Genomic DNA, 14,881 nt, shown 5'->3' on the forward strand with positions numbered 1-14,881 from the left:
GTTTTCCCATTAAATCTTGGCAACTTTCCCTCCCTTCAACCGATAATGGCGCCGTAGAGGTTTAAACTATGGCACCTCCTCCGGTTACCGCCAAGGCAACGCTCGCTTTTACCGGCCTGACTTGTGCCAATTCGAATTGCGACGTCACCCGTTTTGAGCCGGCCCTGACCCTTACCGCTCCGGTCTCCAACGACTGGGTCCTGAACAACCTTGTCCTCTGGGGACGGATTGTCCACCATCGGGCGATCACTCCCCGTACGGTCTACGCAACACCGGATCTCTGGGGTGTTTCCGGGCGCCTCCGGGAGAACCGGAAGGAGTATCCCAATGGACGGGTTGTGGCGTACGACTGGGAGGCCGCCGTCAGTTCTGATCTGATCAAGGTCCCTGATTTTTTGAAGGTGACAGGAAAGCTAGGGCGGTTCTCGCTCGATCTGATGCCTCCCACCTGGTACATCTTTCCTGTCAACTTTGTCTCCGGTAACAGCATGATGGACCAAGGGACCGCGTTGAGCCCTTTTGGGGAGACGGCAGAAGGGACGGTAGTTTTCACGCCGGGGGCTGTTGCCGGCAAGTATGTCACGGTCGGTGGGATTGTCGGAGTCCAGGCGAACGAAAAGTTTGGGACGGTCAAACAGGCCGGCGGTTCGGTTAACTTAAAGCCGCTGGGGACCGATGAACTGACCCTCTCCGGGGCTGTCGGATGGATGGGGAAGGATAACCCGGATGACCTTCTGGCCGACAGGGTCTACGGGGCCAAGGGAGATGCCTCCAGCTGGCCTGTTTATGGGGCACAGCTGGCTTATAAAACGGGGCCACTCGCCCTGACCGTCGGTGCTGTCTTTGGTCAAAAACAGGCCTCTCGTGATTATTATCTGGATGAACTGAGTGGGGAGCATTTTGACAACCAGGGGCGGCGGCTTCCACCGCCTCCTTTAAGCATCCGGGAGAGGATCGGTGAGGCGGTGACCCTCAATAGGCAACAGGCCTACGGTCTCACCTTCCGCTATGCCTTCTTCAGGGTTTCTGTCTCTCATGCCGAGATGCCTATGGAGCAGGAGATTACCACCCGTGATTTTGAAACAGGGGAGCCGGCGGCGGTCACCTCGGAAAGGGGGGGGACGGTGCAGGATGCGGCCGAGGTCGGCCTGACTCTCTTCCCGATGACCGCAACAACACCAGTTCCCGATTTTCTCAAAGGCTCGACGGTTGAGTTGGTAGGGGGGGTGACCACCCAGAGGGCGAGCCGCGAACAACCGATCGGTTTTCCGGATTCAATCCCCCCTTCAAGGATTGAACGGGAAAACATTGTCTATGGCGGGCTCAAGGTCGCCTTTAATGCAACAGGAGGGTTGAAGTGATGGGAAAAATGGTATTCCTCTTGGGATTTATTTTTCTCGTCTCCTGCGGGATTGATGATGGCCCGGCCCTTGAGGAGATCCCGGCGGAGCTCCGGATCGCCTCTTTTGATGCCGATCAAACCCAGGTGGTGGAGGGGGATTCCGTTCAGGTTTCCTGGAAGGTCCAGGGGTATGACAAGGCGACCCTCGTTCAGGAACCGGAAGGGGAGACCAAAAAAGAAATTCCTGTGACTGACCCTTTTGGCAACCTGAATTTTGCCCTCTCCAGGAGCACCGTTTTCCGGCTGGTGGCGACGCAGGGGCCCAAAAAGATCGAGGCCCAGGCGACGGTGACTGTGGTCTCTCCCCAACTGTCAGAGGGGGGGGATCCTTCCATTATTGTTGATTTTGGTGCCTCCAAGAGCTGTCTCCGCGCCGGTGAGGCGACCAAATTAACGTGGAATGTCCAGAATGCCGACAAGATCAACATCGAACCGGCAACGCTCCAGATCCCGATTACCTGGCTGAAAGGGGAAAGGGTGGTTCCGTTGTTGCAGACGACCAACTTCAAACTGGTGGCGGAGCGGCTTTCTTCCGGGGCCTCGGCCTTTAAATCGGTGTTGGTCAAGGTGGACCCGGTTCGTTATACGACGACTTTTACCGAGAAAATTGTTCAGGATCACAACGATCTGGCGATTGATCCGAACGACCCGAATCATTTTTACCTGGCCACGGCGACCAATGTTTTTGAGTGGATCAATGGGACCCTCACCAACCTGCGGGTCGTCCCTCAGGATAGCTTTTCCGCTGTTGCGGTCAATCAGACGGACCCCAGTATTGTTTATGCGGCCCACCGTGAAATGGTTCGTCGTTCCAGAACCGGTGGCAGGACCTGGTCTGCGGTCATCCCTGTCTTGAGTCTGGATCAACCTCAGGCTATTTTTTCCCTTTCCGCGAGGGGGGACGACCTGATCATTGCGGCGACCCACGGGATCTTTCATTACGATACCACTTATTCCTCAAGACCGACGATCGATCTCGTCCATCAGGTCTCCGGTATCAACAAGGTTTATGCCTCCAGCCGCGGTTTTTTTGCGGCGACGGCAACCGACGTTTACGCGAGTCTGGACGGGAACTCCTGGTACCGCGTTAGTCTCCCCCCGCCTGCCCGTCCGGTGTTTTTTCACGAGAGTGACCGGCGTATCTTCGCCATCACCAGCAACGGCGGTGCCTATGAGTGGCTGTCATTTGGTGGCGGCTGGTCCTCCCTGATGACCCCTCTTGGCGGGGTGGTGAAGGCGGTGGAAGCGGTTCCCGGGCTCGGATTGATCGCGGTGGTCGGGGGCAAGGTTTATTTACAATCGGAAAGGGGGGGGGATTGGGTAGAAACAACAATCTCAGGGACTCTGCCGACGGTCATCAAAGGTCAGCTTCGGAGCCAGGGGAAGATCTATCTGTGGGACGGGAAGAAGGTCTACGAGTGGTCAACGGCCCTGACCCCTCTTTCCTGCACCCCCCCGGCTAAATAACGGGTTTTTTGAAAAAAATGAGGCAACCTTTTTAAAAACAGGCCGATAAGGCAACTAGGAACAGAGAGATAAAGGAGTCTACTCATGGCAGGAATCGGAGCGGTAGCAATAGTAATTTCGCAGATGGCGACTGCGCAGGCCGCACCACCTTCGCCGTCGCCACCTTCGCCGCCACCACCTTCGCCCAACTATATCGGCGCGCGGTTTCGAGTTGGTTATGTGACCGGTGGTAACGGGACTTTTGAATTTAATGCGGATCCCTCCATATACCCGGGGGCGGGTGATTCAACGCCAGTGGCCTATACCCCTTCGGGTTTTGACTTACGAGCGGATCTCTTATCAGGAAGAGGTCTGATTGGTTTAGGCAAGGGGTTTGATTTGCAGTTTGGGGCTGGTTACTGGAGACGAAGCCTTTCCTATGAACCGGCCACACCGATCCCCAACCTTGCCTCAAGAATGGATGTAGTGACCACTGGCGGGGCTGCTCTCATCCGTCTGAATGTGAAGAAAGTTGTTTCCATTGAAGGGGGATCCCTCATTGGCAGATCTATGCATACCGCCGATTCCAATCCCGACCAGAAGACAGGCATCCTCTCCGATTTTGTCCCGGCAGGGGGACCGTCCGCCGACCAAAACTCAAGGAGGTCCGTCGTTTTTAGTCTGGGATCGGAGGATGATAATCAGTTTTGGACCGTTCGTCCTTATGGGGCGTTGTCTGTGAACTTCGATATTGCGGACCCGTTGCAAGTCTATCTCTATACCCAAGTGGATTGGTCCGTTTATGAGAGCGCCCGTCTGGCCGTGGCTGGTGCCCGTGACGTAAATGGAGAGGAACGCAAGATCCCCCTTGTCAAGACGCCGGAGGGGTTGAACGGCAGTGTTGGCTTAGGGATCGGTTTCTAGGAGAAAGAGGCTTAAACCATGAAGAAACATCTCTTACTCGTTGTCCCCATTGCTTTCTGTCTGATCCCCTGCCTGTCTCAGGCCCGTTTTGACTATCCAGCCTGTGACCCTCAGCGTGGCTATACGAGCCGTACGCAAGACACCGATAACGACGGCCTCAAGGATTGGGAAGAGGATACCAATGAGGATTGTAATCCGGACATCGGCGAGACCGATCCCAAGAATGCCGATACCGATGGGGATGGTTTGACCGACGGCATCGAAAGCGACCAGCGCAATAATGATGTGGATGGGGATGGGGCGATCAATGCCCTGGACACCGACTCCGATGGGGACGGGATCCCGGACAAGGACGAGGACAAGAATCGGAATGGGCGCGTTGATGGCCGGGGAGAATCAGACCCTTACAAGGCGGATACCGATGGGGACGGGAGGGGGGACTTGCAGGAATATGCCGATTGCCGGAACAACCCCAACCCCCAGTGCCGTTATAGTTGCACCGCCGGCCAGCTTTTGCAAAACGATCCGTCCCTCTCTGTTGTGGATTCCGACGGCGACGGCCTCTTTGACTGGCAGGAAGACCGGAACAGCAGTTGTACGGTGGATACCATTGCCGGGGTGAAGGAGACCGATCCGTTCAATGCCGACTCCGATGGCGACGGTTTTGAAGATAGCGCGGATCAATGCCCGACGGTCGCTGACCCGACCAACAGTTGCAAAGGGCAATGCCGCCCCAAACAGAATCTCCGCCTGACCGATCCGAACCGGGATTCGGACCACGACGGTCTGAAAGACTGGGAAGAGGATATTGATGACGACTGCCTGATCGAGCCTGATCAGAATGAAACCGATCCACTCAAGGCCGATACCGACGGCGACGGGATTATTGACCGGTTTGACGGCTGCTACAATCCAGGATCACCGGCGATTTCGCCCGATGAGTTTGAGCAGGGGATCCCGACCACCGATGAAGAGATGACTTGCGCCAGAAACGCCTGTGTTTCGGGGATTCCGATCCCGGAACTGAAGGATGTTGACCGCGACGGCCTGACCGACAAATTTGAAGACAAGAACAACGATTGTCTGGCGGAGATCGAAGGGAGCAATTCAGAGACGGACCGGTTCAACCCGGATTCCGATGAGGATGATCTCCTGGATGGTAAGGAAGATGCCAACCACAATGGGGTTGTGGACAAGACGGAGACCGATCCCCGAAACAAGGATACCGATGCCGATGAGATCCCGGACGGCGTAGAGGATAAGAACCACAACGGCCGTGTCGATGCCGATGAATCCAGCCCGCTCCTGCAGGATACCGACGGCGACAAGATCCCGGACAAGGTGGAGGACAAGAACCACAACGGGCTTTGCGACAAGAATGAAATCAGTTGTGCCTATCTGCCGGATACCGATTTTGACGGCCTGCCGGACGGTTCCGAGGACTGCAACAAGAACGGGGTGACCGATCCCGAAGAGCCGAATCCTCGTGTTGTGGACAGCGACGGCGATACACTGACCGATGGTTCCGAGGATATCAATGCCAACTGTATCCTGGATAAGGGGGAGACCAGCCCGACCTCCACGACGACCTATGGTCAGGATGATCTGGACTATGTCAAACGTCAGAAGGGGATTGAGGTGGGGGGGTGCCCAATCGGGGCCTCGCTTCTCCCTGCCGATGAGAATGACCCAAGGTCTGTGATTGTTGTGATTTCTTTGGGACTATTGACGCTACTGAGTCTTTTCATGGTTCGACGGGCTCACCATGTCCGTGGGTAGTAAGGACACCCTTAATCTTGTCGAATTTAACCCTGGTTTTCCAACAAACTCTGAATAAACGAGGCGTTGGCGGCATCGAGCCGCTTGAAGGCGAGTCCCATCCGTCCGGCCTCATGGTCAAAATGGGCCAGCTGTGCCGGGATCTCGAAGGAGCCCTCTTTTTTTAGCACAAGGGTGCAATCATGAAAGCTGATGTCGGAGAGATCCACGACAAAGGAAAAAGAAAGACCAATTCCACCGAGTGACAGGTCGGTCGGGACGACCGGAATCTCTACCGTTGAAAACTGCCCTCTGTCCAGGAGGGAGTTCCCCTCAAGAATTAGCGACGCCTCGACCCCTTGTGTGGATTGGATTGAAAAACGATGGCTCGTACGACGTTCCAAGTTTTCCCCCGCTCGAGCGCCCTGACTTTTAAGAGACAGGGCCGAAAACAGAGCCCTGTTTGCCACCATCTTCGAACAACCCAAAAAAAGGTTGCGTCCTTTTTTCAAATAGCCCTTATTTCGGGGGGAGTTTACGGCTGAAGGGGAGAATTTTCAAGTGCTGTTTTCTCGGGGAAGCCGCACATCAGGTTCATGTTCTGTACCGCCTGACCGGAGGCCCCTTTGACGAGGTTGTCAATGACCGACACCACGATGATCTGACCGGTTCGCGGGTTGATCTGAACGCCGATCGCACAACTGTTGGTCCCACGGACCCACTTGGTGGAGGGGAGGAGCCCTTCGGGACAAACTTGAACAAAAGGTTCCCTGGCATACCTCTTCTGGAAGAGTTGGGTAAGGGTCTTGTTATCGATTTTTCGGAGGGACCGGGCATAAATCGTTGCCAAGATCCCCCTGTCCATCGGCACGAGGTGCGGTACGAAGGTCAACTTCACCTCCTGACCGGCAATCTTGCTCAATTCCTGTTCTATCTCTGGCGTGTGCCGATGGGCCGTGACCTTGTAGGCGATGACCGACTCGTTGACCTCGGAAAAGAGCGATTCCAGGGCCACGGAACGCCCGGCCCCGGAGATTCCGGACTTGGCATCGCAGATGATCCCTTCCGTTTGAACCAGATTCCCCTCAAGGAGCGGGATCAGGCCGAGTAATGTTGCCGTCGGGTAACACCCGGGGTTACCGACCAGGGAGGCCTTTTTGATCTCGTTGCGGTAGAGCTCAGGGAGGCCGTAAACTTTTTCCTTGAGGAGCGCTGGGGCGGCATGTTTTTCGTACCACTCTTCGTAAACTTTGGGGGAATCAAACCGGAAATCGGCAGAAAGATCGACCACCTTACACCCTTTTCCCAGGAATTCGGGAATAACCGCCATCGCCTTTTGGTGGGGGAGACAGGAGAGGATAAAATTGACCCTCTTGGCAATTTTGCTCGTTTGCAGTGGTTCCAGAGGGAGGTCGCAGATTCCCTGAAAGGAGGGGAACGCTTGGGAAAACAGTTTGCCCGCAAATTTTTCAGAGGTCAGGGCGGCGATTTCAACCTGGGGATGATGCGCAAGAATCCGGACAAGCTCCAAGCCGGTGTAGCCTGTCGCTCCAAGTAGTCCTATCTTGATCATTGGTTTAACGCTTCGTCCACTGATTCCCGCGACGAGCCTTGTGGCGACCGTACTTTTTCCGTTCCACAATCCGGGCATCACGAGTCAGCAGGCCGGCCGTTTTGAGTGGTTTTCGGTGATCGGCATTCATCGCCAGGAGACCCTTGGAAATAGCGTGCCGGAGGGATGTGGCCTGTCCGGAAGGGCCGCCGCCATAAATGTTTGCGGTGACATCGAATTTTCCCGTGGTACCGGTCGCCTCGAGCGGCTGACGGATGATCATCTGGAGTGTTTGACGGCCAAAGTACTTTTCCACAGGTTTTTCATTGACAACGATTCGTCCCTCACCGGGGGCCATCTGGATACGGGCGATCGAGGTCTTTCTCTTGCCGGTGTAGATCTCTTTTTTGACAGTTTTGACCATATTAGACGGTGACCTCTTTGGGCTGTTGAGCCAGATGGGGGTGTTCGACCCCAGCGTAGATCTTGAGTTTTTTCATCAAATGCTGGTTCATCTTGTTTTTGGGGAGCATCCCGTGGACGGCCCGTCGGATCAGATCGTCCGGCTTTCTTTCCAGGAGTTTGCCGGCGGTGGTTTCCCTCAAACCGCCCCTGTAACCGCTGTGGTTATAGTACATTTTATCTTCCAGCTTGTTTCCTGTCAGGCGCACCTGGGAGGCATTAATCACCACCACAAAATCGCCGGTATCGACGCCGGGGGTGTAAATAGCCTTGTTCTTCCCCTGAAGAATCAGGGCGATCCGACTCGCGGCTCTCCCCAGGATTTTATCGGCAACATTCACGATCACCCAGCCGCGGTGGTTGTCCTCTTTTCTGGCGTAGTAGCTCTTGGGCATAAAAACTTTCGAGGGGCGGACTCTAGTGAAACAGGCTAACTGTGTCAAGGGGTGTTCCACCCGAGGGTTTACAGGGGATCAGGGGTATGGTACTTACTAAACACTCGGGTGTGGAATCTTGGCAGCATTCTACCCAGGGGCCCGTAGCTCAGGGGACAGAGCATCGCCCTTCTAAGGCGAGGGTCGCGTGTTCAAATCACGCCGGGCCCACAAATGAGAGGGTCGTCCGCCTGAGGCGGACCGGGCACACAATGAAGAAAAAAAGCCAACCGCTCATGCAAGAGGGACCGGGGCCGTTTGGGACCATTTATACCCCTCCCGAAAAAAGGGCGAAGGTAGCCAAGGGGGAGGTCTACGCCGGCAAGGTTTCGGAGGTTCTCCCAGGGCATTCCAGGTCGGTCCCACTGGACCAGTTCAACCTGGCCCTGTTCAATGTGGGGGGGAAGTTTTATGCGATCAAGGAGGCCTGCCCTCATGCCGAATACCCGTTGACCAGGGGGAAGATGGTTGGCGAAACCGTTTCTTGTGCCTCCCACAACTGGAAATTCAATCTGCGGACGGGGGAATGTCTTCGTGGGGAAGAGGGCTTGACTATCAGGACATTCCCTGTAGAAATCCGCGGCGACGAGGTTTGGATTAAGTTGTAGAGAGTGCGGTATCTCTCTCTGACTATAAATGGTGGGCGTAGTTCAGCGGTAGAACGCCTGGCTGTGGCCCAGGAGGTCGTGGGTTCGAGACCCACCGCCCACCCCAGATTTAGCAGATAGACCGTAGGGAGTCACAACCAAGATCAATTTGGTTGACTTTACCCCTTCTTAAGAGTCCACTCGAAGAACCTTAAAGGAGATTTCGTGAAGCTTTTGCTGATCGCCCCCGCAGGCCTCGAGGTCCAGGGGGTCAAGGGAAAGCATGTCCATCATCTCAATCTTGCGGTGATTGCGGCCCTGGCAACCCCCTATTTTGATGAGATCAAGATTGTCGAGGAAGAGTTCGAAAGACTCGACCCCAACGAAGACGCGGATTTTGTCGGGATCACGATGATGAGCTGTCAGGCTCCCCGCGGGTACTGGCTGGCGGACCACTTTAAAAAGAAGGGGGTCCGGACAATCTGCGGTGGGAGTCATGCCTCGTTTATGGTGGAGGAGTGCGGCCGGCACTTTGATTCGGTGGTGATCAACGAGGTCGAGATGGTCTGGGAGGAGATTATGCAGGATTTCCGGGCCGACCGCTTAAAGCCGGTTTATCACACAGACCGGTTGATTGACCTCAAAGACCTGCCGATGCCCCGGAAGGATCTCTTCTTCAACACCGGGACCACCTTGAACGCCCAGGTCCTTCAGACCGGGCGGGGCTGTCCTCTGGGATGCAATTTTTGCACGGTGACTCTCATGTACGGCAAGACCTTCCGGACACGGCCTGTCGAGCATGTCGTGGAGGAGATCAAAAGGTTCCCCTCAAAAATCTTCTTTTTTGTGGACGATAATATTTTTCTCTCCAAGACCTATGCCTACGAACTTTGCGAGGCCCTGATTCCGTTGAAAATCAAGTGGGGCAGTCAAGGCTCGATGGAGCTTATTTCTCGCGATGAAAAACTCCTGAAACTGGCCTCGCGTTCGGGGTGTCTCAGCCTTTTTGTAGGGATCGAATCGATCGACCAGGAGACGCTGAACTCCGCCCATAAGTCATTCAACAAGGTGAAGAACTATGAGGAAAATATCCGCAAGATGCACCGCGCCGGGATCAATGTGGTGGGGGCCTTCATTTTTGGATTTGAGCGGGATACCCCGGAGGCCTTTGACCGGGTTTATGACTTCGCCATGCGAAACCGGTTGGCGATGGTCAACAGCGGCATCATGACCCCTTTCCCCGGGACCGAGGTCTTTGAAAAGGTGAAGCGGGAGGGGAAGATTTTTGATCATGATTGGGAGCATTACACGGGGGCCAACCTCGTCTGGCGGCACCCCACCATGAGTAAGGAGGAGATTGAGGAGCTTTATACCAAACTCCGTCGGCGGTTTTACCGGTGGTCTTCCATTTTCAAGCGCTTTTGGGCCAATCGGGCCCATCCCCTCTACTATTTTGGGATGAATTTCACCCATTGGTGGCGGACCTACCGGAATCCTCGTCCCCCTCTCCCCTCGGTGGCTCCGGCCTTGCCAGAGGTCCCCTTGTTGAGTTCTTAACCTTTAAATACCTCTAATCCTTTATTTTTTAGGCAACTTTGATGGAGGGTTGCCGATAATCCCCCCAGATGCGCTCCAGGTCGATTTCCAGGTCATTTTTCTTTAGCCTTTTTGCTGTGCTGTGGCTTGCCAATCCGCTTCTGGCAGTGGCTGCAGAGACGGACAAGACTCCTCCAAAGATTGATTATGAGCCGCTTCCGGAGCCTGTTGCCCAGCCGGTGGTTTCTCAAACACCCCAGGAGCCGGTGCCGGCCGCACCGGATACGACGGCCAAGATCAATTATGAGTTTGGCAAGGGGTTGGCGGTCAAATCGAGCGACGAAAATTATCTCCTGAGGTTCCAGGTCCGGATCAAGCCGCGGTACCAATACATTTGGACCTCGGGCCCGAACCGGGTCAATGTGAATACCTTCAACCTTTCACTGATGCGGACAATCCTTTCCGGTAACGCGATCAATAAAGACCTGAGGTATTTCATCCAGACAGAGTTTTACCCCACGGTCAATCTCAAGGATGCCTTCATTGATTACAAGATCATCGATGAATTCCAGGTTCTCTTTGGGCAAACCTTTATCCCTTTTTGCCGTGACCTGTTGGGCTCGTCGGTCAAGTTGCAACTAGTTTCTAATGCCAATACCCTTACCCATTTTTGTCCGATTCGGGATATCGGTATCGAGATCCACGGGGATGTGACGAAGTGGCTGACCTATGAGACCTTTTTTGTGAATGGGGAGGGGAACAACACCCCCAACTTCAACAAAGAGATGGCGATGGGACTCCGGCTGACCGGTCACCTCCTGGGCTCCAAACTTCCGTATCAGGAGGGGGATCTTGAAAACTCAAAGAGCCCCCGTCTGGCCTTGGGTGGCGGGGTTCTCTACGACTTTGGTTATGGCAAGGAGACAACCACCGGGTTTCAGAACCGCCTTCTCAAGGCCACAGCAGACATGGCCTTTGCCTATCGGGGGATCTACCTACTCGGCGGCACCTTTCTCTTGAACAACCTGACGCTCCGGAAGACCGACCTCGGTTTTCTGGGACAGGCCGGGTATTTTATCTGGCCCAAGAGGTTGGAACTGGCCAGCCGCTTCAGTGCGATTGTCCCGGCAAAATCCGGTTCCGCACTCCCGATGAGCGGCCTTACCAAGGGATCTTCGATCCCCCAGTATGAAACAGGTTTTGGCCTCAACTACATGGTCTTTGGAACCCACGAGTTCAAGGTCCAGACCGATTTTACGACCCTCTATAATGCCAATGGCATCCAGAATATGAATGACCATCGCTTCCAGTTCCAAGTCCAAGTGTTTTTCTAGGAATTCCTTACAGAATAATAAGGACATGGTGAGCCAAGTCGAACCACTGATCCTCATTGCTATTTCTTCTGAGATTCCATACCTTGCCCCCTCATGAGGTTGCCGAGAGGTTTCTCCTTTGCCGGTCTTTCTGCCGGGATCAAGGAAGACGGGAAAAAAGACCTGGCCTTGATCGTCTCTGAGGTGCCGGCAACGGCAACGGCGGTCTTTACCCGGAACAGGGTGGTGGCCGCCCCGGTCATCCTTTCACGAAAAATCCTCAAAAAGGGGCGCTGTCAGGCGGTAGTTATTAACAGTGGGAATGCCAATGCCTGTACCGGTTATCGAGGACTGGAAGCGGCCAAAGAGGTCCAGAAAAGGGTGGCCCGTCATCTGGCACTGGATCCCAGCCTGGTGGCGGTCGCCTCCACAGGGAAGATTGGTGTTCCCCTTCCTGTGCCCCGGGTCGTTAGGGCCCTCCCACGGTTAGTTCAATCACTCTCCATCAAAAATTTTCAGAAGGCGGCGGTGGCGATCCTGACCACAGACCGTTTTGCCAAGGTGGCTTTTTACGAAGGAAAGATGGGGGGCCAGCGGTATTCGATTGTCGGGTTTGCCAAGGGGGCCGGGATGATCCGGCCGGATATGGGGCCCCACGCGACAATGCTCGCCTTCATCCTGACCGATCTCGCGGTCCAACCGAATTTGTTGAAAAAGGCATTTTTGCCGGTTGTCGACGAAACTTTTAACCGGATCACCGTGGATGGGGATACATCGACGAACGATATGGCCCTGGTCCTGGCCAACGGCCTTTCCGGGGGGAGCTTGTCGGGCCAGAGGACGATTCGTCACTTCAAAAACGGGCTTTTGGAGGTGATGCAGAAGCTGGCGATCGCCATGGTGAGGGATGGGGAAGGGGGAACAAAGGTGGTCAAGGTGACCATTTGTGGCGCCCGCAACCGCGAGGAGGCAAGAAAGGCCGCCTACGCGGTGGCCGAGTCGGAACTCGTGAAGACCTCATTTTATGGGCAGGACCCGAACTGGGGCCGTCTGCTGGCGGCGGCCGGGCGCTCCGGGGCAACTTTCGACCCCTCGCGCGCCGATATCTATTATGATGATCTCCTTGTGGCCAGAAAGGGATCGACCACCGGTCCCGCCTTTGAAAAGAGGGCCAGGCAGGTGATGCGTCAGAACCAGTTTTTGGTCACCTTGGACCTCCATGCCGGTTCTGCTTCCTTTCACGTTTACAGTAGCGACTTAACCGTCGATTATGTTAAGCTGAACGCACACTACCGCACGTGAAACAAGACACCTTTTTCAGTCTCAACAACCTGATCGCCAAGTATAGTGATCTGATTCTGGCGGCGCTGGTGATTTCTGTTTTGGGGATGATCATTATCCCCCTGCCGCCGGCGGTCCTGGATGTCCTCCTGATTATCGACCTGGCGATCGGTGTGATCATCCTTCTGGTGGCCCTGTACATTTCCGAGGCCTTGAAGATCGCCTCATTCCCGACGATCCTCCTTATGACGACACTGTACCGGTTGGCGTTGAACATCGCCGTCACCCGTCTGATCCTTTCGGATGGTCACGCCGGACAGGTGGTCCAGGCCTTCGGGACAATCGTGGTCGGGGGAAACTATGTGGTGGGCGGTATCCTCTTTTTGATCATCACCCTCATTAATTTTATTGTTATCGCCAAAGGGGCCGAGCGTGTTTCGGAGGTCGGGGCCCGTTTCACCCTGGACGCGATGCCCGGCAAACAGATGTCGATTGATGCCGACCTGCGGGCCGGGATCGTCACCATGGAACAGGCGATGGAACGACGTTCCACCCTCCAGCGGGAATCGCAACTCTACGGGGCGATGGACGGCGCGATGAAGTTTGTCAAAGGGGATGCGATCGCCGGGATTATCATTACGGTGATCAACATTATCGGCGGCCTCATTATTGGTGTCATGCAACGGGGGATGACAGTGGGGGATGCGGCCAAGACTTATACCCTTTTGACCATCGGTGACGGGCTGACCGCTCAAATTCCGGCGCTGATCATTTCTGTCGCTGCCGGTGTCGTGGTGACACGGGTCGCCTCGGAACAGAAAGAGGCCAATCTGGGACGGGATATCCTGACGCAGATCACCGCCTACCCGAAGGCGCTCATCATCGGGGCGGTGCTGATGTTCATCCTGGCGGCAGTTCCCAACTTTCCCAAGATCCCCTTTATTGTCTTGGGAGTGGTGCTGGGGGGGTCCGGACTGATCCTGACACGCGGCAAGACCAGGGCGCTCCAGCAGATCATGGAGACCCCCAAGGAAGAGGTGATCAAAAAGGCGGTGGCCAAGCATGGGGACAACCTGCCGTTTGTCATGCCGTCGCCGATTTCACTGGAGGTTGGTTCGTCCCTCATTCCTTTTGTGGATGATAGTCAGGACGGGGGTCGTTTTATCAATGAACTGATCCCGCTCCTGCGGCATGGCCTCTACTATGAACTGGGGGTCAACTTTCCCGGTATCCAGGTTCGCGGCCAGACGATCGATATGGAGGCGGAGGCGTATGTCATCAATATCAATGAGGTCCCGGTGGCGAGGGGGAAGATCGAAAAGGGCTCTATCCTTGTGGGGGAACCGCTCGAGCAATTGACCCTCTTTAATATTACCGGCAAGGAAACGATCCATCCGATCGATGGTTCCATCGTGACTTGGATCTCACAGGATTACAAAGATATCGCGACGCAGGCCGGTTTCCGGATGTGGGATATTGCGGAATACCTGATCCTCCACCTTTCTTATGTCCTCCGTAAACATGCGAATGAATTTTTGGGATTGCAGGAGGTGCAGACGCTCCTGAACGAACTGGAAAAGAGTCATCCCGCTTTGGTAAAGGAACTGGTGCCGAAGATTATTACCGTCATGCAGCTCTCGGAGATTTTTCAGAGACTGGTGCAGGAGGATGTCTCGATCCGCGACATCAAGAACGTCTTTGCGACGCTCGCCCAATGGGGGGAGGTAGAGAGGGATACCGTCGCCCTGACGGAACATGTTCGGGCCGGACTCAAACGGTATATCACCCACAAGTTTGCGGGACAGGCAGGGACCCTCGCTGTTTATCTCTTGGACCCGGAGATTGAGGAGATGATCAAGGGGGCGATCCGCAAGACCGACAAAGGGAATTACCTCGCCCTTGAGCCGGAGGTGACGCAGGATATCGTTGAGGCGGTGGGGCGTGAGATTGCGAGCCACCCGTTGCCGCCCGGTGCCAAGCCACCGGTTATTCTGACGATTGCAGAGGTGCGGCGGTATTTTAGAAAAATTATTGAACTGGAATTTCCTCAGCTCTCCGTCCTTTCTTATCAGGAACTTTCGGAGAACGTCCGAATCCAGCCGATCGCCCGTGTCTCTCTGCCACAACAGTCCGCGGCTTAGATTTCGTGATTGTCAAATCGTCGTTCAGAGATTATAGGCCAAACA

13 protein-coding genes and 2 tRNA genes are annotated in these 14,881 nt (G+C 55.0%); 11 read left to right on the forward strand and 4 right to left on the reverse strand.

What is annotated here, in order from left to right; genetic code table 11:
• The first annotated feature begins 68 nt into the window (after window positions 1–68).
• From HYS22_08230 to HYS22_08245, 4 genes are all read left to right on the forward strand, one after another.
• Window positions 69–1,361, forward strand: coding sequence for a hypothetical protein (locus HYS22_08230; GenBank protein MBI1910140.1), 1,293 nt, complete (start codon window positions 69–71; stop codon window positions 1,359–1,361).
• Window positions 1,361–2,869 (forward strand): hypothetical protein, encoded by a 1,509-nt coding sequence (locus tag HYS22_08235; GenBank protein MBI1910141.1) that lies wholly within the window; start codon window positions 1,361–1,363, stop codon window positions 2,867–2,869. Before HYS22_08230 ends, HYS22_08235 begins: the two co-directional genes overlap by 1 nt.
• Before the next feature lie 84 nt (window positions 2,870–2,953).
• Window positions 2,954–3,772: a hypothetical protein gene (locus HYS22_08240; protein MBI1910142.1), complete on the forward strand. Its 819-nt coding sequence runs from the start codon at window positions 2,954–2,956 to the stop codon at window positions 3,770–3,772.
• Window positions 3,773–3,790: 18 nt separating this feature from the next.
• Window positions 3,791–5,551: a hypothetical protein gene (locus tag HYS22_08245; protein MBI1910143.1), complete on the forward strand. Its 1,761-nt coding sequence runs from the start codon at window positions 3,791–3,793 to the stop codon at window positions 5,549–5,551.
• 26 nt (window positions 5,552–5,577) lie between these two features.
• Here HYS22_08245 and HYS22_08250 read toward each other — a convergent pair whose 3' ends face one another.
• The 4 genes from HYS22_08250 to rplM form a co-directional block, all read right to left on the reverse strand.
• A complete protein-coding gene (locus HYS22_08250) occupies window positions 5,578–5,934 on the reverse strand; it encodes a hypothetical protein (GenBank protein MBI1910144.1) in 357 nt (118 codons plus the stop codon).
• A gap of 131 nt (window positions 5,935–6,065) precedes the next feature.
• Complete coding sequence (locus HYS22_08255) at window positions 6,066–7,103, reverse strand: N-acetyl-gamma-glutamyl-phosphate reductase (protein ID MBI1910145.1); 1,038 nt, start codon at window positions 7,101–7,103, stop codon at window positions 6,066–6,068.
• A gap of 4 nt (window positions 7,104–7,107) precedes the next feature.
• Window positions 7,108–7,506: a 30S ribosomal protein S9 gene (gene rpsI, locus HYS22_08260; protein MBI1910146.1), complete on the reverse strand. Its 399-nt coding sequence runs from the start codon at window positions 7,504–7,506 to the stop codon at window positions 7,108–7,110.
• A gap of 1 nt (window position 7,507) precedes the next feature.
• Window positions 7,508–7,939, reverse strand: coding sequence for a 50S ribosomal protein L13 (rplM, locus tag HYS22_08265; GenBank protein ID MBI1910147.1), 432 nt, complete (start codon window positions 7,937–7,939; stop codon window positions 7,508–7,510).
• Between the two features lie 137 nt (window positions 7,940–8,076).
• Here rplM and HYS22_08270 point away from each other — a divergent pair.
• From HYS22_08270 to sctV, 7 genes are all read left to right on the forward strand, one after another.
• A tRNA-Arg gene (locus HYS22_08270) sits at window positions 8,077–8,149 on the forward strand.
• A 41-nt stretch (window positions 8,150–8,190) separates the two neighbouring features.
• On the forward strand, window positions 8,191–8,586 hold the full coding sequence (locus HYS22_08275) for a Rieske (2Fe-2S) protein (GenBank protein MBI1910148.1): 396 nt from the start codon (window positions 8,191–8,193) through the stop codon (window positions 8,584–8,586).
• A 31-nt stretch (window positions 8,587–8,617) separates the two neighbouring features.
• Window positions 8,618–8,692: transfer RNA gene (locus tag HYS22_08280), tRNA-His, on the forward strand.
• A gap of 98 nt (window positions 8,693–8,790) precedes the next feature.
• Window positions 8,791–10,122: a radical SAM protein gene (locus tag HYS22_08285; protein MBI1910149.1), complete on the forward strand. Its 1,332-nt coding sequence runs from the start codon at window positions 8,791–8,793 to the stop codon at window positions 10,120–10,122.
• Window positions 10,123–10,268: 146 nt separating this feature from the next.
• Window positions 10,269–11,435 carry a hypothetical protein gene (locus HYS22_08290; protein ID MBI1910150.1) on the forward strand — a complete coding sequence of 389 codons (1,167 nt, stop codon included), beginning with the start codon at window positions 10,269–10,271 and terminating at the stop codon, window positions 11,433–11,435.
• A gap of 93 nt (window positions 11,436–11,528) precedes the next feature.
• The gene (gene argJ / locus HYS22_08295; GenBank protein MBI1910151.1) at window positions 11,529–12,716 is read left to right on the forward strand and encodes a bifunctional glutamate N-acetyltransferase/amino-acid acetyltransferase ArgJ; all 1,188 of its coding nucleotides are present in this window, start codon (window positions 11,529–11,531) and stop codon (window positions 12,714–12,716) included.
• The gene (gene sctV, locus HYS22_08300) at window positions 12,713–14,836 is read left to right on the forward strand and encodes a type III secretion system export apparatus subunit SctV (GenBank protein ID MBI1910152.1); all 2,124 of its coding nucleotides are present in this window, start codon (window positions 12,713–12,715) and stop codon (window positions 14,834–14,836) included. The genes argJ and sctV overlap by 4 nt, the downstream gene beginning before the upstream one ends.
• Window positions 14,837–14,881: the final 45 nt, after the last annotated feature.

It is taken from the genome of Deltaproteobacteria bacterium, from assembly GCA_016177765.1.
In the GTDB taxonomy this organism is placed as follows: domain Bacteria; phylum UBA10199; class UBA10199; order JACPAL01; family JACOUP01; genus JACOUP01.